General features: G+C 75.6%; 17 protein-coding genes. 9 read left to right on the top strand and 8 right to left on the bottom strand.

What is annotated here, in order from left to right:
* The 4 genes from LWC35_RS25970 to LWC35_RS25955 all read right to left on the bottom strand — a co-directional run.
* Positions 1–718 (bottom strand): AAA family ATPase (locus LWC35_RS25970; RefSeq protein ID WP_232872872.1); only part of this gene is annotated, 718 nt, incomplete at its 3' end.
* A 69-nt stretch (positions 719–787) separates the two neighbouring features.
* Positions 788–1,651: a class I SAM-dependent methyltransferase gene (locus tag LWC35_RS25965; RefSeq protein ID WP_232872871.1), complete on the bottom strand. Its 864-nt coding sequence runs from the start codon at positions 1,649–1,651 to the stop codon at positions 788–790.
* Positions 1,651–3,063, bottom strand: a complete 1,413-nt coding sequence (locus LWC35_RS25960; protein WP_232872870.1) for an FAD-binding oxidoreductase — start codon at positions 3,061–3,063, stop codon at positions 1,651–1,653. The genes LWC35_RS25965 and LWC35_RS25960 overlap by 1 nt, the downstream gene beginning before the upstream one ends.
* 198 nt (positions 3,064–3,261) lie before the next feature.
* Entirely contained in the window at positions 3,262–4,635 is a 1,374-nt protein-coding gene (locus LWC35_RS25955; protein WP_308194673.1) for an RNA polymerase sigma factor, read from the bottom strand.
* A 324-nt stretch (positions 4,636–4,959) separates the two neighbouring features.
* Here LWC35_RS25955 and LWC35_RS25950 point away from each other — a divergent pair, with 324 nt between their 5' ends.
* The gene (locus LWC35_RS25950; RefSeq protein ID WP_232872868.1) at positions 4,960–5,841 is read left to right on the top strand and encodes an inositol monophosphatase family protein; all 882 of its coding nucleotides are present in this window, start codon (positions 4,960–4,962) and stop codon (positions 5,839–5,841) included.
* Positions 5,842–5,884: 43 nt separating this feature from the next.
* On the opposite strand, the gene cei is transcribed toward LWC35_RS25950, so the two are convergent.
* A complete protein-coding gene (gene cei, locus LWC35_RS25945) occupies positions 5,885–6,526 on the bottom strand; it encodes an envelope integrity protein Cei (protein WP_232872867.1) in 642 nt (213 codons plus the stop codon).
* Between the two features lie 329 nt (positions 6,527–6,855).
* On the opposite strand from cei, the gene LWC35_RS25940 reads away from it, so the two are divergent.
* Positions 6,856–7,158, top strand: coding sequence for a DUF4193 domain-containing protein (locus LWC35_RS25940; RefSeq protein WP_232872866.1), 303 nt, complete (start codon positions 6,856–6,858; stop codon positions 7,156–7,158).
* Positions 7,159–7,287: 129 nt separating this feature from the next.
* On the opposite strand, the gene LWC35_RS25935 is transcribed toward LWC35_RS25940, so the two are convergent.
* On the bottom strand, positions 7,288–7,776 hold the full coding sequence (locus tag LWC35_RS25935) for a DUF3093 domain-containing protein (RefSeq protein WP_232872865.1): 489 nt from the start codon (positions 7,774–7,776) through the stop codon (positions 7,288–7,290).
* Positions 7,777–7,838: 62 nt separating this feature from the next.
* On the opposite strand from LWC35_RS25935, the gene dut reads away from it, so the two are divergent.
* The 4 genes from dut to LWC35_RS25915 all read left to right on the top strand — a co-directional run bounded on the left by dut (position 7,839) and on the right by LWC35_RS25915 (position 13,282).
* On the top strand, positions 7,839–8,315 hold the full coding sequence (gene dut, locus LWC35_RS25930) for a dUTP diphosphatase (protein WP_232872876.1): 477 nt from the start codon (positions 7,839–7,841) through the stop codon (positions 8,313–8,315).
* A complete protein-coding gene (locus LWC35_RS39585) occupies positions 8,312–11,623 on the top strand; it encodes a DUF3710 domain-containing protein (protein WP_308194672.1) in 3,312 nt (1,103 codons plus the stop codon). The genes dut and LWC35_RS39585 overlap by 4 nt, the downstream gene beginning before the upstream one ends.
* A 502-nt stretch (positions 11,624–12,125) precedes the next feature.
* Positions 12,126–12,506: an OB-fold nucleic acid binding domain-containing protein gene (locus tag LWC35_RS25920; protein ID WP_037051928.1), complete on the top strand. Its 381-nt coding sequence runs from the start codon at positions 12,126–12,128 to the stop codon at positions 12,504–12,506.
* Between the two features lie 44 nt (positions 12,507–12,550).
* Positions 12,551–13,282: a DUF3159 domain-containing protein gene (locus LWC35_RS25915; protein WP_232872864.1), complete on the top strand. Its 732-nt coding sequence runs from the start codon at positions 12,551–12,553 to the stop codon at positions 13,280–13,282.
* A 43-nt stretch (positions 13,283–13,325) separates the two neighbouring features.
* On the opposite strand, the gene LWC35_RS25910 is transcribed toward LWC35_RS25915, so the two are convergent.
* Both LWC35_RS25910 and LWC35_RS25905 read right to left on the bottom strand, forming a co-directional pair.
* Positions 13,326–13,985, bottom strand: coding sequence for a potassium channel family protein (locus tag LWC35_RS25910; RefSeq protein ID WP_232872863.1), 660 nt, complete (start codon positions 13,983–13,985; stop codon positions 13,326–13,328).
* A 22-nt stretch (positions 13,986–14,007) separates the two neighbouring features.
* Positions 14,008–14,670, bottom strand: coding sequence for a potassium channel family protein (locus tag LWC35_RS25905; RefSeq protein WP_232872862.1), 663 nt, complete (start codon positions 14,668–14,670; stop codon positions 14,008–14,010).
* Positions 14,671–14,798: 128 nt separating this feature from the next.
* Here LWC35_RS25905 and LWC35_RS25900 point away from each other — a divergent pair, with 128 nt between their 5' ends.
* Genes LWC35_RS25900 through LWC35_RS25890 form a run of 3 tightly spaced genes read left to right on the top strand, consistent with a single transcriptional unit; the run spans position 14,799 to position 18,995 of the window.
* The gene (locus LWC35_RS25900) at positions 14,799–16,901 is read left to right on the top strand and encodes an APC family permease (protein WP_232872861.1); all 2,103 of its coding nucleotides are present in this window, start codon (positions 14,799–14,801) and stop codon (positions 16,899–16,901) included.
* Positions 16,885–18,096, top strand: a complete 1,212-nt coding sequence (locus LWC35_RS25895; protein ID WP_232872860.1) for a class I SAM-dependent RNA methyltransferase — start codon at positions 16,885–16,887, stop codon at positions 18,094–18,096. Before LWC35_RS25900 ends, LWC35_RS25895 begins: the two co-directional genes overlap by 17 nt.
* A gap of 29 nt (positions 18,097–18,125) precedes the next feature.
* A complete protein-coding gene (locus LWC35_RS25890; protein WP_232872859.1) occupies positions 18,126–18,995 on the top strand; it encodes an HTD2 family dehydratase in 870 nt (289 codons plus the stop codon).
* The last annotated feature ends 18 nt before the right edge of the window (positions 18,996–19,013 follow it).

The following is a 19,013-nucleotide window of genomic DNA, read 5'->3' as shown; positions in this document are numbered from 1 at the left end:
CCAGCAGCTCCTCGACCACGTACGGCAGCCCCTCGGAGCGGGCGTGCAGGGCGGCGACCTCGTCGTCGGACGGCGGAGCGCCGCCACGGCAGGCGGCCACCAGCGCCGCGACCCCGGACCGGTCGAGCGGCCGCAGCTCCAGCACCCGCATCCCCGGGGCCGTGGTCAGCTGCCCGGCCGCCGGGCCGGGGCGGCTCGAGACCGCGACGAGCAGCCCGGGGCTCGCGCCGGTCAGGGACGTCACGGTGGCGAGGGTGTCGCGGTCCGCCCAGTGGAGGTCCTCCAGCCGCAGCACACAGCCGCCGGGCCCCACCGCCCGCAGCAGCCGGCGGAGGCCCTCGCCCAGGACCACCGCCTGGTCCGGGGCGCCGGGCCCGGACTCCGGCCCGGTGCCCGCGCGCAGCCGCTCCAGCGCCGAGCGGTAGGGGCGCACCCCGTCGGCCGCCGCGGCCGGGTCGTCGAGCCGGGGGAGGACGGCCTCGGCGAGCGGCCGGAACACCCCGCCGCCGGGCACCGCCCGCCCGGTGAGCACGGTCAGCCCGGCTGTCGTCGCGGCGGCGGCGATCTCGTCGAGGAGCCGGGTCTTGCCGATCCCGGCCTCGCCGACGACGGCCACCGACCCGCCGCCGCCCGCCGCCGTCGCGGCGACGAGCCGGCGCACCTCGGCCAGCTCGGCCGCCCGTCCCACCAGGACGGGGCTGCGGGCCACGGTCTGCACCCGGCCAGTGAAGCGCGGGCGCGACGCGCCGGGAAGCCGCTGCTCGGGGTCGGTGCCCGGAGCGCCCGGTCACGGGCTCGGCGCCGCCACCGGTCCGGACCGGCGCCCGGTCAGCAGCCAGGCGGCCGAGGCCAGGGCGACGCCGTCGGGCCCGGACCCCCCGGTCAGGACCGCCCGCAGGTTCGCGACCGCCCGTTCCTGCGCGCCGGGCCCGAGCCCGTCGAGCGTCCCGGCCAGCATCCGGCGCACCAGCCCGAACGCCTCCTCGACGTCGCGGCCCAGCACCACGGGCGCCGCGCACGGCTGCACGCCGACCTCGGCGAGCCCGGCCCCCTCCAGCAGTGCCCGGGCCTCCTGCGGGTCGGCGAGGGCGAACGCGCCCGGCCCGGGCGGCGGCGCCGGGGGCGGGCGCCCGAGCACGGCCCGCAGGAGGTCGGACAACCAGGCGTTCTCCGCCAGCGACCGCCACACGAGGAACGCCACCCGGCCGCCCGGCCGCAGCGCGCGCACCAGGTTCGCGAAGGCCACCGGCGGGTCGCCGAAGAACATCACGCCGGCGCGGCTGACCACCCGGTCGTAGCGGCCGGCGAAGTCGTGGACCTGGGCGTCGACCTCGAGGAAGGTGACCCCGGCCAGCTCGGCGCTGCGGTCCCGGGCGACCTGCAGCATCGGCGTCGAGATGTCGACCCCGGTCACCGTGCCGCCGGGGGCGACCGCGGCGGCCGCCTTGCGGGTGACCGAGCCGGTCCCGCACCCGACGTCGAGCACGTACAGGCCCGGCCCGAGCGCGGCGGCCTCGAGCAGGGCCGCGTCGTAGCCGGCGGCGGACGCCTCGAACTGCGCGGCCCGGGCGGCCCACAGCAACCCCAGCTCCCCGCTCCACTGCGCCCGCTGCTCGGCGTTCGACGCGGCCGTCCCCGGGCCGTCGGCCATCAGACGCCCTGGGCGGGCGACAGCGGCGGGCTGGTCCAGCGGGCGGCCGGGTCGAGCAGGCCCTCCGGGTCGACCTCGGCGCGCAGCGCGTCGAGCCGGGCGACGGTCTCCGGGCCGAACCCGGTCCGCAACCGCTCGACCGCCTCCGGGTCGACGCCGCCCGCGATGTTCGTGGTCGTGCCGCCGGTCGACCAGGGCAGCAGCCGCTCGACGATCGCGGCGAGGGCGCCGGGCACGTGCTCGGCGACCGGCGGGACCAGCATCCCGACGGAGTCCAGGAAGTACGCCGCGGTCCGGCCGGCGACCGCGTTGGGCACCGCCGGCGGCCGGGCGAAGGCCGCACCCAACAGCCGGATCTCGCTGAGCACGAACGGCAGGCCGGCGGCGGGCGCGGTGATCTCCGCGAACGCGTCGAGCGCCGCGTCGGGCAGCTCCGCGAGCAGGACCCCGCGGTCGACGAACGGCATCGGGTCGACCGGGTCGGCGTGGATGGCGGCGAACGCGGGGACCGGCAGCGGGCCGACCGCGTCGAGCAGGGGCTCGGGCAGCGCGGCGCGCAGGGGCGCGAGCAGCCGCTCACCCTCGGCGGCGTCGCCGACGAACGCGAACCGGACGTGCAACACGGCCTTGCCGCGCAACGGCTCCGGCACCATCGGCAGGTCCGGGAGGTTCAGCCGGGCGACGGAGGGACCGGCCGTCCCGGGCAGTGTCTCCGCCCAGTCCCGCCAGGTGCGCAGGAGGGCGGGGACGTCGGCGGTCGTGGCGTCGACGAAGATCCCGCCCGCGTAGAGCGCGGGCACCTCCACGAGGTCGATGGTCATCGCGGTGACGATCCCGAACGCCGCGCCGCCGCCGCGCAGGGCCCAGAACAGGTCGGGACCGTGGTCGGCGTCGACGGTGCGCAGCACGCCGTCGGGCGTGACGACGTCGATCGACCGGACGTTGTCCGCCGCCCAGCCGAAGGTCCGGCCGATCGGGCTCAGGCCGCCGCCGAGGGTGTAGCCGACGACACCGGCGCCCGGCGAGGAGCCGCACAGCCCGCCGAGGCCGTGCGGGGCCGCGGCGTCGAGGACCTGCTGCCAGCGCACCCCGGCACCGAGCGTGGCGGTCCGGGCCGCGGGGTCGACCGCGAGCGTGTCGAGGTCGGCGGTCACGACCAGCACCGTCCCGGGCCCGGCGGCCGCGGCCCCGTGCCCCGTCGCCTGCACGGCCACCCGCCGGCCCGTGGCGCGGGCGTACCCGACGGTCGCGACCACGTCCTGCGCGTCCGCGGCGCGGACCACGAAGTCCGGGCGGTGCTCGGTCGCGAGGTTGTAGCCGGCGGCGGCGTCGGCGTAGCCCTGGTCGCCGGGCGCGAGCACCGCGCCCGTGACCAGCGAGCCGAGCTCGGGGGTGTCCGTGGTGAGGCTCATGCGCTGCTCCTGTACGTGATCGATCGTCCGTGACCGAGCACGTATGGACCGGCAGCGCCGTTAACGCCCGTCGTCAGAGCCGGGGACGTGGTGTGGCGCGGGAGGTGCGTCCGTACGCCGGACGGAGCAGTCCGGGAACGGGTCCGAGAACGACGACGGCCCCGGGCGGAGAGCCCGGGGCCGCGCGTCGGAAAGGGCCTAGTCCAGGTAGTCCCGCAGGACCTGCGACCGCGACGGGTGGCGCAGCTTGGACATGGTCTTCGACTCGATCTGCCGGATCCGCTCGCGGGTCACGCCGTAGACCTGGCCGATCTCGTCGAGCGTGCGCGGCTGGCCGTCCGTGAGGCCGAAGCGCAGCCGGACGACGCCCGCCTCGCGCTCGGACAGCGTGGCCAGCACCGACTGCAGCTGGTCCTGCAGCAGCGTGAAGCTCACCGCGTCGACCGCGACGACCGCCTCGGAGTCCTCGATGAAGTCGCCGAGCTGCGAGTCGCCCTCGTCGCCGATGGTCTGGTCCAGCGAGATGGGCTCCCGGGCGTACTGCTGGATCTCCAGCACCTTCTCCGGGGTGATGTCCATCTCCTTGGCCAGCTCCTCCGGGGTGGGCTCGCGGCCCAGGTCCTGGAGCAGCTCGCGCTGGATGCGGCCGAGCTTGTTGATGACCTCGACCATGTGCACCGGGATGCGGATGGTGCGGGCCTGGTCGGCCATCGCGCGGGTGATGGCCTGGCGGATCCACCACGTCGCGTACGTCGAGAACTTGTAGCCCTTGGTGTAGTCGAACTTCTCGACCGCACGGATCAGGCCCAGGTTGCCCTCCTGGATCAGGTCCAGGAACGCCATCCCGCGGCCGGTGTAGCGCTTGGCCAGCGACACGACGAGGCGCAGGTTCGCCTCGAGCAGGTGGTTCTTGGCCCGCTCCCCGTCGCGCACGATCCAGCGCAGGTCGCGGCGCAGCTGCGGGGAGAGCTTCTCCGAGGCCTCGATCGCCCGGCGCAGCCGCTCGGCGGCGTAGAGGCCGGCCTCGATCCGCTTGGCGAGCTCGACCTCCTCCTCCGCGTTGAGCAGCGCGACCTTGCCGATCTGCTTGAGGTAGGCGCGGACCGAGTCGGCCGACGCGGTGAGCTCGGCATCCTTGCGCGCCTGGCGCAGCGCCTCGGACTCCTCCTCGTCCCAGACGAACTCGGTCGACTTCTGCTGGGAGGAGCGGGTGGTCGGGGCACGACGGTTGGCGCCGGTGTTGGCCGGCTCCTCCTCCTCGTCGTCCTCGTCCTCGTCCTCGGCGGAGTCGGCGGCGTCGGCCGTGTCGTCCTCGACGTCGTCGATCTCGACGTCCTCCAGCTCGACGTCCTCGCCGAGCTCGGCGTCGTCGAGGTCGACGGCCTCCTCGTCGCCCTCCGGCGAGGTCGCCTTCTTCTTGGCCGGCGTCTTCGGGCCGGGCTTCGCGCCCCCACGTGGGCGCGCCGGCCGGGACTTCGTCGCGGTACCCGCCCCGCGGCCACGACGGGCGGGTGCGGCCGCCGTCTCGTCCACGGTCGAGTCGGTTCGGGTTGCGGAGTCTGCGGCTGCCACCTAGGCCCTCTCGCTGCGTGCGCTTGCGGTCCGCCGGAGCTGCCGAGAACGCGACGGGCGCTCCGGTCCGGCTGGCTTCGAGTGACTTCGCCTCGCCGGTCGCCGCCGTTTCTCGTGGGGTCGGCGCGCGTCCCGGGGGTGAAGTTCTGAGCCATTGTAACTGCGCTGCGGCCCGGTGCTCGCCGGTCGCGCCCTCTTCAGAGCACCCGCATCGGTTCAGAGAGGGCCCGGGCGGGCCGGACGGACGCCCCGCTGCGCCGGGCGGCACCCGGCGGGCCGGACCGAAACCGTCGCCGACCTGCGGCCTGTGGTCGGATGGGCGACATGGTCCCGAGCAGCCCTCCCGGTACGGCCGGGGTACCCGGCACGGACACGACCACCCTTCCGGACGCCGCCGAGCTCGCCGAGCTCCGGCGTGTCGCGGAGCAGGTGGCGGGGGAGGCCGCGGCCCACCTGCGCACGCTGCCGGCACCCCGGGAGACCGGCGCGGTCGGCACGAAGAGCACGCCCACGGACGTCGTCACGGAGTCGGACCAGGCCCTGGAGCGGCTCGTCCGCGACCGGCTGGCGCGGCTGCGGCCCGGCGAGCCGGTGTACGGCGAGGAGGCCGCGGGCGACGCCGCGGCCGCCCGCTGGGTCGTCGACCCCATCGACGGCACCGTGAACTACCTCTACGGGATGCCCTGGTACGCCGTGTCGGTCGCCGCGGTGCGGGACGGGGTGTCGCTGGCGGGGGCCGTCGTCGAGCCGGCGTCGGGACGCGTGTGGAGCGCGGCCGCCGGGGCGGGGGCCACCTGCGACGGCGTGCCCCTGGGGGTCACCGCCGAGACCGAGCTCTCCCAGGCGCTGGTCGCCTGCGGCTTCTCCTACGACGCGGGCCGGCGTGCGCGCCAGGCGGCGATGATGGCGGCGGTGCTCCCACGGGTCCGTGACCTGCGGCGGACCGGGTCGGCGGCCCTCGACCTGTGCGGGCTGGCCGCGGGGCAGCTCGACGCCTACGTCGAGCACGGCATCCACTGGTGGGACTGGGCGGCCGCGGCGCTGATCGCGCGGGAGGCGGGGGCCGTCGTCCGGGTGCGACCCGCGCCCGGACGACGCCGCACGGACGGCACCGAGCTGGGGGAGGACGTGACGATCGCCGCCGCGCCCGGGGTGGCGGCGGCGTTCGCGGAGCTCCTGCGCGAGGCGGGTGCGGCCGGGGTCTGACCCGGATCTCCGAGTGCCGACGGTCCGCCGCCGGCCGGGCCGGTCAGCAGCGGGCGGCCGCGCGCGCCTCGGCCAGCACCTGCGGGTCGAGCTGTGGCGTGGCCACCTGCTGGCCCTCGCCCGTCTCGCCGGAACCCGGGGCGCCCAGCTGCTCCAGGGCGTCGCGGACGGCGCGGACGGGGTTGACGTCGGTGAACCCGGTGCCGACGGCGACGTCGACCGTGTCGTCCCCGCGCTCGTCCTGCACCAGCTCGAGACAGGGCAGGACGAGCTGCAGGGTGGCCGCGGCGCCCTCGCCGGACTGCCCGAACCGCAGCTGGCCGTGACACTCGAGGTCGCCGTTCGGGTACAGCGGGTCGTTGTCCGGCTGGCGGGCCTCGCCGAACCCGAGGTCGCCGAGCTGCGCGGCCACGAGGTTGGCCTGGCCGCGCTGGCCGCCGGCGTTGAGGACCGTCGCCCGGACCTCCGCGGGCGGCGTCGGGGCGGCCGCGGCCAGGGCGTCGGAGTCGAGCACGCTGCCGGCCGACCCCGGGGCCGGCGTGTTGCAGGCGGCGAGGCCGGACTCCGCGGCGGAGTTGACGAACACGATCGTCCAGGTCACGAGGGCCGCCACGGCGAGGGCCGCGACGGTGATCGCGACCGGCCGGGTGCGGCGCCGCCGGTACGGACGCAGCCCCGCGTTCACGCGTCCACCCCAGCCGTACACACCCCGCGGATCAGCACGGCGGAACCCTAACGCCCCCGCGGGGCGGCGACGGGCGGACGACACGGGTGGGCCCGGTGCAGGGGGCTTGACCGCTCGGCTACCCTCTGCGCGCCGACGGGGGAGCCACGACGTTTCGCGGGGCCCGGTCGCGGGGCCGAGCCGGTGGGTCCGCGCCCTGGTCCCGACCGGGCTGCGCTCTTCCGCAAACGGGTGAGACCGGCGTCACTCCGACGTCGGGCACAAACGCCCGCGGCCGGAACGTTGTGCAGCGGCACGACCGAAGACGAAGAGTACTGAGGGTGGGAACGATGGCTACCGACTACGACGCACCGCGGCGCAACGAGGCCGACGACATGGCGGAGGACTCGCTCGACGAGCTCAAGGCCCGTCGGAACGAGGCGCAGTCGTCCGTGGTCGACGTCGACGAGTCGGACACGGCGGAGAGCTTCGAGCTCCCGGGGGCGGACCTCTCGGGCGAGGAGCTCACGGTCAAGGTCCTGCCGAAGCAGGCGGACGAGTTCACCTGTGGCAGCTGCTTCCTGGTGCACCACCGCAGCCGGCTGGCCGAGACCCGCGGCAACCTGTTCATCTGCCGCGACTGCGCGGCCTGACGACGGCGCCACCGCCCCGACCGGAGCGACACGACAGCGACATGACGCGGATCCACCCGGATCCGCCGCGGAGACCGACGAGGGCGTCCCGGGTTGCCGGGACGCCCCTTTCGGCGTTCTCGGGCCCGCTCAGGCCCGGGCGGCGCTCAGCGCGGCCACCAGTTCCTCCGGGCGGCGGCTGCTGACCACCCAGTACGGCACCGGGCTCGCCGGGTCGCGCGTCTCGATCCGCACGACCGGGCCGATCCAGCCCCGGTGCAGGACGTGGGCGATCGGGTCCAGCTCCGGGCCCAGCGCCTGCTGCTTGTCCTCCTTGGACACGATCTGCGTCCGGCCGACGTGCTCCAGGGCGATCCGCTCGTCGCCGGCGACCAGCTCGGTCCCGGTCACCCGGACCCGGACGCTGCCGAGCCGCCACACCACCAGCAGGGCCAGCGGGATCAGCACGACGTAGCCGATCCAGGAGCGCACCCCCGGATATCCCATGTGGATCTCGGCGCCCAGCAGCACGGCGACGCCGCCGGCGAACAGGAACCACCAGAGCGGCGTACTCAACCGCTCGTCGAACCCAGGACGGCCGGACGTCGCAGGACCGGCGCTGGACGGGTGCTCGCTCACGACGACCCACTGTAACGTCGCCCGTCGTGCCCGGCCCGATCGATGCTCCCCCGCACGAGCCGATGGTCACGCCGCTCGTCGACGTGCTGCTGACCCGCCTCGACCCCGAGATGCCCCTGCCCGCGTACGCCCGACCCGGCGACGCGGGGGCGGACCTCGCGACCACGTCCGACCTCGTCCTCGCCCCCGGCGAGCGCGCCGTCGTCGGCACGGGGGTCGCGATCGCGCTGCCCGTGGGCTATGCCGGCTTCGTGCACCCGCGCTCCGGGCTGGCCGCCCACGCGGGGCTGTCGGTCGTCAACGCGCCGGGCACGATCGACGCCGGATACCGCGGCGAGATCAAGGTGTGTCTGATCAATCACGACCCTCGCGAGGAGATCTCGCTGCGCAGGGGTGACCGGATCGCCCAGTTGGTCGTTCAGAAGGTGGAGTACGCGCGCTTCGTCGAGGTGTCCGAGCTCCCGGCCTCCGACCGGGGACCGGGCGGCCACGGCTCGACGGGCGGGCACGACCGGCTGGCAGGAGGGGACGGACCGTGAGCGTCCGCTACGGCGAGGACCTCGAGGACCTGGAGGCCGACGACTCGGTGGATCCCGGGTACGACGGCGACTACGACGGTGAGTTCGACGAGGAGTACGACAGCGACTACGACGGGCCGGACTTCGGCCCGTTCGACGTCGCCAAGCTCGACCCGGAGATGACCGACGCGCTCACGCGGATGGACTTCGGCGCCGTGCAGGTGCCGATCCCGCCGCAGGGCAGCGTCGTCGAGCCGGAGGACGGCGCGCGGCTGTCCGCGGTGCACATCTCGATGCCGGGCGGCGGGCGGCTGTCGCTGTCCGCGCTCGCGGCGCCCCGCTCCGGCGGGCTGTGGAAGGACCTCTGCGAGGAGATCGCGGAGTCGCTGCGCGAGGGCGGCGCCACCGTGCGCTCCTACACCGGCGAGTGGGGCCGGGAGCTGCGCGCGACCACGCAGATCGCGTCCTCGGTGTTCGTGGGCATCGACGGCGAGCGCTGGATGGTCTACGGCGTCGCGGCCGGTCCCGAGGAGCAGGCCGAGCGGCTCGACGCCGAGATGCGGCGGATGCTGCGCGGCACGATCGTGGTGCGCGGCAAGTCTCCGTACCCGCCGCGGACGGTGCTGCCCCTGACGCTCCCGTCGGCGGTCGACGAGGCCCCCGATCCCGATGCCGAGGCGCCGCAGCCCAAGGCCACGCTCACCCTGCGGACGCGCACGGTCTCGCCCGCCACGGAGGCGGAGGAGCCGGTCGCGAGCGGGTCCGACCCGGTGGCGCCGCCGGCGCCCGGCGGGCCGGCTCCGATCGGGCAGGGCGGTGCTCCCGGCGGGGCCCGTCCGATGGCACCCGCGGCATCGGCAGGGGCGCAGGGTGCGCCTGGTGCCGTCGCGCCCGGTGCGCCTGGTGGCGGTGCGCCCGGTGCGCCCGGTGGTGCCGGTGTGACGGGTGCGCCGCAGCCCGGCCTGCCGCGCGGGCCGCGGCCCGGCGGTCCGGAGTTCGGCGGCCCCGCGGTCGGCGGGCCCGGGAGCGGCCGCTTCGGTGTGCCCGGGGGTGGCTCCGGCGGCCCCGCGACGGGTGGGCCCGGTGCCGGCGGACCCGGCTCCGGTGGGCCCGGCGTCGGTGGACCTGGCTTCGGTGGGCCCGCCGTCGGTCAGCCCGGCGGCGAGCCCGGCTTCGGCGGCCCCTCGTTCGGTGGTCCGGCGTCCGACGGCCAGGTCTTCGGCGGCCCGACCGGTCGCCCGGCGTCCGACGGCCAGGTCTTCGGTGCCCCGGCCGGCGGTGCGGACTTCGGCGGCCCGACCGGCGGCGGCCCGGCGGGCGGCGGTCCCGGTTTCGGTGGCCCCGCAGCCGGTGGTCGGGGTGGGGGCGCGGCGGCGTTCGGGGGCCCGGCGGCCCCCGCACCGTTCGGCCCCGACCCGCGCGGACGTGCGTCCACCCCGGGCATCGGCGGACCGGCCGGCGGGCCGGGTCCGTTCGGCGACCCGAGCGGTCGGCACGGCGTTCCCGGGGGAGCGGAGACCGGCGGAGGCTTCGGGCCCGGTGGTGGCTTCGGAGCCGCGGGCGGACCCGGCCCCGCGGTCCAGCAGGGCGGTGTGCCCGGTGCTCCGGGTGGTGCTCCCGCGACCGGCTGGTCCGGTGCCTACGGCCCCGGAACCGGGAGCTCGTTCGCCCCGGCCGGCTCGCCCTTCCCGCCCGCCGACGGCGTGGGCCACGTGCCGGGCGAGCAGGGCCCGCAGGGCCCCGGCCCGGACCCGCTCCTCGGCGGTCCGGCCGCGCCCTCGACCGGTGCGCACGCGGGCCCGAGCGGGTTCCCGGCGGGTGGACCCGGTGCCCCGGCGCCCTCGGACGCCGCAGGCCGGGGTGGCCCGGCCGGCGCGGGCGAGACGCGCGCCCTGCCCGTCGTCGGTCGGGGTGGGGCCGGCGCCGAGCCCTGGGCCGACCGCACCGTCGACCCCGCGCCGCGGGCCACCCCGCACAGCGGTGGGTGGGCGACCGCGGAGTACCGACCCGACTGGTCCGACGAGGAGCCGGCCCACCGCGGGCCGGACTCCGCACAGCTCCGGGCGGGCGGCGGTGCGCGGCACGCGGAGCCGCAGGCCGACCGGACGAGCGGTGCCCGGGCGACCGGTGGTCGCCCCGCCGACGCGCCCTCGGGCTGGGCCGACCAGCAGAACGGCTGGTCCGGCGCGCCGGGGTCCGCCCGGCCCGGGCACGACCCGCAGTTCCCGGACGCGCCGCGCCCGGCCCGGGCCTCCGAGCAGCCGAGCGGCAGCTGGGCAGGCGCCGGCGGGCAGCCCGGCCGCGTGTCGGAGCAGCCGAGCGGCTGGGCCGGCGGGCCGCAGCCGGCCGCGAGCGCCGGGGGGAACCCGAACCCGTCGGCGACCGGCTGGGGCGCCGAACGGCAGAACGGTGTCGCCGGCGGCCCGCCCCGGGCGGGCGGCGCCGGACCCCGGGACGGCCTGTACGGGGCGCCGCAGGGCGGCCACACCGCCGACGGCCGGCCCGACGGCTGGACCCCGACCGTGCACCAGCCGCCCGGTCCGGGCTACGAGACCGTCGACCGCGACTCCGGGCGGCTGCCGCAGTACGGGTACACCGCCTCCGGCTGGTCGTCGCAGGTCGGTGGCCGCGAGGTGACCGGGTTCGCGGGCGTCCGCACGGGCCCCGGCTCGCCGGCCGACGTCCCGACCAGCCTGTTCGACGCGCTCATGGCCGAGTCCACCGACCGCGCCGCGGACCACCGTCCCGCCCCCCGCAACGGCAACAATCCCGGCAACGGGCACGCCGTCCACGGGAGCGCGAACGGTCACGGCGGCCGCAACGGCTGGGGCGGCCCGAACGGCGAAGGCCCCGGAGGGGCGCCCGGCCACGACGCCCCGGGCCCCGGCGGCCGGGGTGCCCCGAACGGCCACGGCAGCCCGGACGGCCGGCCCGCTCCGCACGGCTTCGGCGCTCCGCACGGCTTCGGCGCTCCGAACGGCTTCGGCGCTCCGAACGGCTTCGGCGCTCCGAACGGCTACGGCGCTCCGAACGGCTACGGCCCTCCGAACGGCCACGGCAGCCCGAACGGCTTCGGCGGTCCGAACGGCCACGGCAGCCCGAACGGGTACGGCGCGCCCGAGCCCGGCGCGGTTCACGGCCAGGGGAAGCCCGATCCCGACGAGCGCCGCCACGGCCACGGCCCGGGCGCCCGGCCGGCGCTGTCGTTCCTCAACGGCAGTGACCCGCTCAGCAGCGGTGACCCGCTCGACAGCGGTGATCCGCTCGACGGCGGCGACCCGCTCGACGGCGGCGACCCCGACCGCGGCCGTCACCGCCGGCCCGAGTAGGCCGCCGCCCGCCACACCCGTGGCGACCGGCCGGCACACCAGCACGGAGCGCGCCGCCGGGTCCGACGCGCGAAGACGCATTCCTGGCGCTCACCCACACGGCCCGTCCTCCGCGCACGTCGGAGCTCCTGGACGATGCCCCGACCGGTGGCGCGAAGGACGACGATCGAACCTCTGCCGAGAACGCCGCCGTCACCCCACCGGCACGCCGAACGGCGTGCGAGCAGGGTCACGACCACCCACCGCGCCGACGAGCGGGACCCTGCGCCGGGAGATCCGCCCAGAACGGCATCATCCGGACGCGGACCGGCTTCTCACCCGTCCGGGCAGCCGCAGGTCGGCGCCGTGGTCGCGCCGCTCACCGACGGAGGAGATCGGGAGTGCGCCCGGGCGCATGAACCCGCTCGTTCGGGGCACACTTCCCCTTTCTCCCGCGTTACCCTTGCACGGGCAGCGGCCGGATCAAGGGAGACGGCGCGCGCCCCAGCAGCCGAGGAGAGAGATGGGCAGCACGGACGGTGGGGCGTTCCGCCGCATGCTTCGCAAGCTCACCAGCGACGTCGACGTCCTGGACGCGGACGACCTGTCCGAGGATTCCGAGCGTTCCGGCGCGCAACGCGCGAGCGAGTGTGCGTGCGGCCAGGAGGTGACCATGCTGGGTCGCCTCCGGAGTGTGGAGTTCTGCCCCGAGGACGACAGCAGCGCGCAGCTCCAGGCGGAGCTGTACGACGGCACCGAGGGAGTGACGCTGGTCTGGATGGGTCGACGCCGGATCCCGGGCATCGAGCCCGGCCGGACGATGCGGGTGCGCGGCAGGATCTCGGTCCGCGACGGGCGGAAGGTCCTGTACAACCCGTACTACGAGATCTGCCAGGCGCAGTGACGTCGGGTCCCGAGGGGGACCAGCCGACCACCCGTCTCCCGCGGGTGGCCGGCGAACCGGCGGACCATGACTCGGCCACGGGCCCAATCCCGCGCGTCCCGGCCAGGGAGACCGCGGGCGCCCCGGCGGACCGCGCCGCGGAGACCGCGAACACCGCGAACGACACGGTCGACACCGAGCGCCGCCCCACGCTCCTCGAACAGATGGGCGGCATCCCCGGCATCATCGCGTCGACGGTCCCGGTGGCGGTGTTCGTCGTCGCCAACGTCCTGTTCGCGCTCAAGCCCGCCCTGATCGCCGCGATCGCGGCCGGCGTGCTGGTGGCGCTGTTCCGCATCGTCCGCAGGCAGCCGCTGCAGCCCGCGGTCTCCGGGCTGTTCGGGGTGGCCGTCTGCGCGTTCATCGCCTACCGCACCGGCGAGGCGCGCGGGTTCTATCTGCCCGGCCTGCTCTACAGTGCCGCGCTCGGGGTCGCGTTCCTCATCTCGATCGTCGTCCGGTGGCCGCTCGCCGGCGTCGTCTGGCACGCCGTCAACGGGCACGGGCAGGACTGGCGCCGCAACCCCCGCATGCTGAAGGCGTACAGCTGGGCCAGCGCGCTCTGGGCGCTGGTGTTCGCCGCCCGGCTCGTGGTGCAGGGCTGGCTGTACAACGCCGACGAGGAGACCTGGCTCGGGATCGCCCGCCTGGTCATGGGCTACCCGCTGCTCGGCCTCGCGATCGTCGGGACGGTCGTCGCCGTCCGCCGCGCCGAGCGCACCCCCGCCACGAGCTGAGGGCCGCGCGGGCCGCCTCGGCGCGCGGCCCGGGGAGGCCGGGTCAGGCCCCGACGACGGCCGCCCGGATCTCCTCCTCGACGGCCGCGGTCGCGACGAAGAGCAGCTCGTCGCCCGGCTCCAGCGCGTCGTCGGCCTGCGGGACGATCACCCGGCCGCCGCGCAGGATCGTGACCAGCGCGGAGTCCGGCGGCAGCGCCAGGTCCCGCACGGGACGCCCGGCCAGCGGCGTGTGCGTGGGCAGCGTGACCTCCACGAGGTTCGCCTGGCCCTGCCGCAGGGTGAGCAGCCGGACCAGGTCGCCGACGGCCACGGCCTCCTCGACCAGGGCCGCGAGCAGCCGCGGGGTGGAGACCGAGACGTCGACGCCCCAGTTCTCGCCGAACAGCCACTCGTTGCGGGGGTCGTTGACCCGCGCGACCACCCGGCGCACCGCGAACTCGGTCTTGGCCAGCAGGGAGACGACCAGGTTGACCTTGTCGTCGCCGGTCGCGGCGATCACGACGTCGCAGCTCTCGATGCCGGCGTCCTCGAGCGTCTGCAGCTCGCAGGCGTCGGCGTGCACCCACTCCGCCTCCTCGACGGCGGCGGGGTCGATGTGGCTGAGGTCACGCTCGATGAGCATGACCTGGTGCTGGTTCTCGACGAGCTCCCGCGCGATGGAGCGGCCGACGGCTCCGGCCCCCGCGATGGCGACCCTCATGACCTCACGCCCTCTCGGGTTCTCAGGAGTCGGTGGGCGGTGCGGCCGCCGCGGCCGTGACGTCGGAGACCGTGCCCGAGACCGCCGCCACGTAGACGGTGTCGTCGGCCTGCACGGCCGTCTCGCGGGTGGGCAGCACGCCGGTGCCGAACCGGACGAGGAACGCCACCCGGGAACCGGTGGCCTCCTCCAGTTCGCGGATCGGGTGCCCGACCCAGTCCTCGTGCAGCGGCAGCGGCAGGATCGCGACGGTCCCGGCGGGCTCGCGCCACGCCGTCGCGACGCCGTCGGGCAGGACCATCCGCATGAACCGGTCCGTGGTCCACGGCACCGTGGCGACGGTGGGGATGCCGAGCCGCTCGTAGACGGCGGCGCGCTTGGCGTCGTAGATCCGGGCGACCACCCGCTCCACGCCGAAGGTCTCCCGGGCGACCCGGGCGGACAGGATGTTGGAGTTGTCACCGGAGGAGACCGCGGCGAACGCGTCGGCCTTCTCGATCCCGGCCTCGATCAGCACCTCGCGGTGGAACCCGAACCCGACGACCTGACGGCCGCGGAAGTCCGTGCCGAGCCGGCGGAAGGCCTGCACGTCCCGGTCGATGACGGAGACCTCGTGACCGAGGCGTTCGAGCCCGGCGGCGAGGGACGCGCCGACGCGGCCACAGCCCATGATCACGACGTACATCGGATGGGCCCTCCCGGGCTCGCTCGGTCTCACGTTCCGACGGGCCGCGGCACCTCCGATCGGGGCCGGGGCTCGTCGTCGGCGCACGCTATCGCGTCGGTCCGCCGCCGAGAGCATAGGCTTCCGACGTGTCCAAGCTCGGCGTCGCCGTCAAGCGCATCCTGGTCGGTCGCCCGCAGCGCAGCGACCGCCTGCACAGCACGCTGCTGCCGAAGCGGATCGCGCTGCCGGTCTTCGCCTCCGATGCCATGTCCTCGGTCGCCTACGCGCCCGAGGAGATCTTCCTGACCCTGTCCGTCGCCGGGGTCACCTCGTACGCGCTGTCCCCCTGGATCGGCCTCGCGGTCGTCGTCGTGCTGCTCACGGTGGTCACCAGCTACCGGCAGAACGTGCACGCCTACCCGTCGGGCGGCGGCGACTACGAGGTGGCGACGGTCAACCTCGGCCGCAAGGCCGGGCTCACCGTGGCGAGCGCCCTGCTCGTCGACTACACGCTCACCGTCGCGGTGTCGATCTCGGCGGCCGCGGCGAACGTGGGTGCGCTGATCCCGTTCGTGGCCCAGCACAAGGTGCTGTTCGCCGTGCTCGCGATCGTGATCCTCACCGCGATCAACCTGCGCGGGATCCGGGAGGCGGGCGCGGCGTTCGCCGTGCCGGTCTACCTGTTCATGATCGGCATCGGCACGATGATCCTCTGGGGCCTGACCCGGGTGCTGATCCTGGGCCAGGACGTCGTGACGGCCAGCACGAACCTGCACCTCGTGGCGGAGGGCGACACCTTCACCGGCCTGGCGCTGGTGCTGCTGATCCTGCGTTCGTTCACCCAGGGCGCGGCCGCGCTGACCGGTGTCGAGGCGATCTCCAACGGCGTGCCGGCCTTCCGCAAGCCGAAGTCGAGGAACGCCGCGACCACCCTGCTGTTGCTCGGCCTGATCTCGGTGACGATGTTCATGGGCCTGATCGCACTGGGCCGGCTCACCGGGGTGAAGATCGCCGAGGACCCCGCCGGCCAGTTCCCCGACGCACCCCCGGGGTACCAGCAGCAGACGATGGTCGCCCAGCTGGCCGACGCCGTCTTCTCCGGCTTCCGGCCCGGCTTCTACTTCGTGGTGATCATGACGGCGCTGATCCTGGCGCTGGCCGCGAACACGGCGTTCAACGGCTTCCCGGTGCTGGGCTCGATCCTGTCCCAGGACCGCTTCCTGCCCCGCCAGCTGCACACCCGCGGCGACCGGCTCGCGTTCTCCAACGGAATCCTGATCCTCGCGGCCTTCGCGGTCGTGCTGGTGATCGGCTTCCAGGCGGAGGTCACGCGGCTGATCCCGCTGTACACGGTCGGCGTGTTCGTCTCGTTCACGCTGAGCCAGACCGGCATGGTGCGGCACTGGAACCGCGAGCTGCAGACGGTGACCGACCCGAAGGAGCGGCGCCGGATGCGCCGCTCGCAGACGATCAACGGGTTCGGCGCGATCATGACCGGGCTCGTCCTGCTGACCGTCCTCGTCACGAAGTTCGCCCTCGGCGCGTGGATCACCATCGTGGCGATGGCCGGGTTCTTCGTGCTCATGGTCGCGATCCAGAAGCACTACGACCGCGTCTCGGCGGAGCTGCTGGCCGGTGAGTCCGACGCCGTGCTGCCGAGCCGCAACCACGCCGTCGTGCTCGTGTCGACGCTGCACAAGCCCACCCTGCGGGCGCTCGCCTACGCCCGGGCGACGCGCCCGGACGTGCTGGAGGCGCTGACCGTCAACGTCGACGAGGCGGACACCAAGAAACTGATCTCGGACTGGGGCAAGCGGAAGATCCCGGTGAAGCTCAAGGTCGTCGAGTCGCCGTACCGGGAGATCACCCGGCCGGTCCTGGACTACGTGAAGCGGATCCGCTCGGACAACCCGCGCGACGTCGTGACCGTCTACATCCCGGAGTACGTCGTGGGCCACTGGTGGGAGCAGCTGCTGCACAACCAGTCCGCGCTCCGGCTGAAGAGCCGGCTGCTGTTCCAGCCCGGGGTGATGGTCACGAGCGTGCCGTGGCAGCTGGTCTCCTCGGCCGCCGCCCAGCCGCTCTCGCCGCACTTCGCGCCGGGCGCCTCGCGTCGCGGCTACCCCTCGATGGAGCAGCTGCCCGGCGACCAGACCCCGAGCGCCACCGCCACCCGCAGCCCCGGCACCCGCGCCACACCCGGCTCGGAGGCCTCCACCAGGAAGGACAGCGGTGACCCGGTCCGCTGAGCAGACCCTCGACTGGACCGACCGCGTGCTCGAGCTGGAGGTCGGCCCGGTCGCCCACGGCGGGCACTGCGTCGCCCGGCACGAGGGCCGCGTGCTCTTCGTGCGGCACGCGCTGCCCGGCGAGCGGGTCCGGGCGGTGGTGACCGAGGACCAGGGCGGGTCGTTCTGCCTGGCCGACGCGATCTCCGTGCCGGAGCCCTCGCCGGACCGGGTGCCGGCGCCGTGCCCGTGGGCGCGCGCCGGCGGCTGCGGCGGTTGCGACTTCCAGCACGTCGCGCCGCCCGCGCAGCGCGCCCTCAAGACCGCCGTGCTGCGCGAGCAGCTCACCCGCCTCGGCGGGCTGACCGGCGGGCTCGCCGGGTCGGTCGAGGTCGAGGAGCTCCCCGGCGGTCCGCTCGGCTGGCGGCAGCGCCTGCGCCTCGCGGTCGACGACGAGGGCCGGGCCGGGCTGCGCGCGCACCACAGCCACGAGGTCGTCCCGATCTCGGACTGCCTGCTCGCGCCCGCCGGGCTGCTCGACGACCTGCTCGCGCGGCACTGGCGCCCCGGCGACGAGATCGAGGTGGCCGTCGACGCCCGGGGCGAGCGGCACCTCGGCGCAGGCGTGCCGCCGGCGGAGCGCAGCGCCTCCGTGCAGCACGCGGTCGGCCGTGACTGGGAGCTCTCGCCGGGCGCCTTCTGGCAGGTGCACCCGGATCTGGCCGACACCCTCGCCGGGATCGTGCGGGAGTGGGCGGCGGCGCCCTCCGGGGGTACGGCCTGGGACCTCTACGGCGGCGTCGGGCTGTTCGCCGCGGTGCTGGCCGGGCAGGTCGGGCCCGAGGGGTCGGTGACGGTCGTCGAGTCGGCCCGGCAGGCCGTGGCCGACGGCGAGCGCGCGCTGCGCGACCTGCCGCAGGTCGCCTTCCGGGTGGGCCGGGTGGAGCGGGTGGTCACCGGACTGCCCGATCCGGACGTCGTCGTCGCCGACCCGCCGCGCAAGGGCCTGGGCAAGGCGATGGTCGAGGAGCTGTGCGTCCGGGCGCCGGAGCGGGTCGTCTACGTGGCCTGCGACCCCGCCGCCCTGGGCCGCGACGTCAGGCTCTTCGCCGCGCGGGGGTACGCGCTCTCCGCGCTGCGCTCCTTCGACGCCTTCCCCATGACGCACCACATGGAGTCGGTCGCGCTGTTCGAACCCGAGCGCGACCCCCGCTGACAGCGGGAACGACCGCAGACAGGAGGACCATGGGCATCGCCGAGTACGTCGAGGGCTGGGAGCCCGGACCCGTCGAGGTGCGGGAGGTCCTGGACCGCGTCCCGTCGGACTCGTTCGCCGGCCTGCTCGACCAGCCCTCGCCGATCGACGCGACCGGGCAGGGGTCGACCGCGCTGCCGCCGCTGTGGACGGCCTTCCACTTCCTCGAGCGGCCCGCCACCTCGGAGCTCGGCGAGGACGGGCACCCGCGCGAGGGGCACTTCCTGCCGCCGATCCCGAATCGCCGGCGGATGTTCGCCGGCGGCCGGCTCACCGTGCACGCGCCGCTGCGCGTGGGCGACGAGGTGACCCGGCGCAGCGCGCTGAGCTCGATCACGCCGAAGTCCGGCCGGTCCGGCGACATGCTCTTCGTCACCCTGACCCACGAGTACCTGCGCGACGGCGAGGTGGCCCAGGTCGAGGAGCACGACGTCGTCTACCGGGAGCAGGAGCCCGGGGCGGCGCGCACCGCGGCGCCCGCGGCGCCGGAGCCGCGCGAGCCCGATCCGGCGGCCCCGGGGGAGTGGCAGGCGGTGCTGCGCCCCGACGAGGTGCTGCTGTTCCGGATGAGCGCGCTGACCTACAACGCCCACCGGATCCATCACGACCTGCCCTACACCCGGGACGTCGAGGGTTTCCCCGGGCTCGTGGTGCACGGGCCGCTGCTCGCGCTGATGTTGCTCGAGCTGCCCCGCCGCTTCGCCCCGGACCGCCAGGTCGCCGAGTTCTCCTACCGCCTGCGCCGGCCCGCCTTCGCCGGTGCCCCGGTGGTGGCGACGGGCAAGCCGGACGGCTCCGACCTGGTCTGCGGGGTGCCCGGCGCCGACCCCAGCATCACCGGACAGGTCACCTTCGCCTGATCACGGGCCCGGGCGGCC

The sequence above is a fragment of the Pseudonocardia kujensis genome, assembly GCF_021283305.1.
GTDB lineage: Bacteria > Actinomycetota > Actinomycetes > Mycobacteriales > Pseudonocardiaceae > Pseudonocardia > Pseudonocardia kujensis.
The sequence above is the reverse complement of the archived record's forward strand: the minus strand, read 5'-3'. Positions and strand labels throughout refer to the sequence as shown.

Excerpts from the sequence above, each read along its gene's own strand:
- dut (WP_232872876.1), top strand. The coding sequence starts at position 7,839 with ATGGTCACGCCGCTCGTCGACGTGCTGCTGACCCGCCTCGACCCCGAG.
- LWC35_RS25950 (WP_232872868.1), top strand. The coding sequence starts at position 4,960 with ATGGTCCCGAGCAGCCCTCCCGGTACGGCCGGGGTACCCGGCACGGAC.
- LWC35_RS25890 (WP_232872859.1), top strand. The coding sequence starts at position 18,126 with ATGGGCATCGCCGAGTACGTCGAGGGCTGGGAGCCCGGACCCGTCGAG.
- LWC35_RS25940 (WP_232872866.1), top strand. The coding sequence starts at position 6,856 with ATGGCTACCGACTACGACGCACCGCGGCGCAACGAGGCCGACGACATG.
- LWC35_RS25960 (WP_232872870.1), bottom strand. The coding sequence starts at position 3,063 with ATGAGCCTCACCACGGACACCCCCGAGCTCGGCTCGCTGGTCACGGGC.
- LWC35_RS25910 (WP_232872863.1), bottom strand. The coding sequence starts at position 13,985 with ATGAGGGTCGCCATCGCGGGGGCCGGAGCCGTCGGCCGCTCCATCGCG.
- LWC35_RS25920 (WP_037051928.1), top strand. The coding sequence starts at position 12,126 with ATGGGCAGCACGGACGGTGGGGCGTTCCGCCGCATGCTTCGCAAGCTC.
- LWC35_RS25965 (WP_232872871.1), bottom strand. The coding sequence starts at position 1,651 with ATGGCCGACGGCCCGGGGACGGCCGCGTCGAACGCCGAGCAGCGGGCG.
- LWC35_RS25905 (WP_232872862.1), bottom strand. The coding sequence starts at position 14,670 with ATGTACGTCGTGATCATGGGCTGTGGCCGCGTCGGCGCGTCCCTCGCC.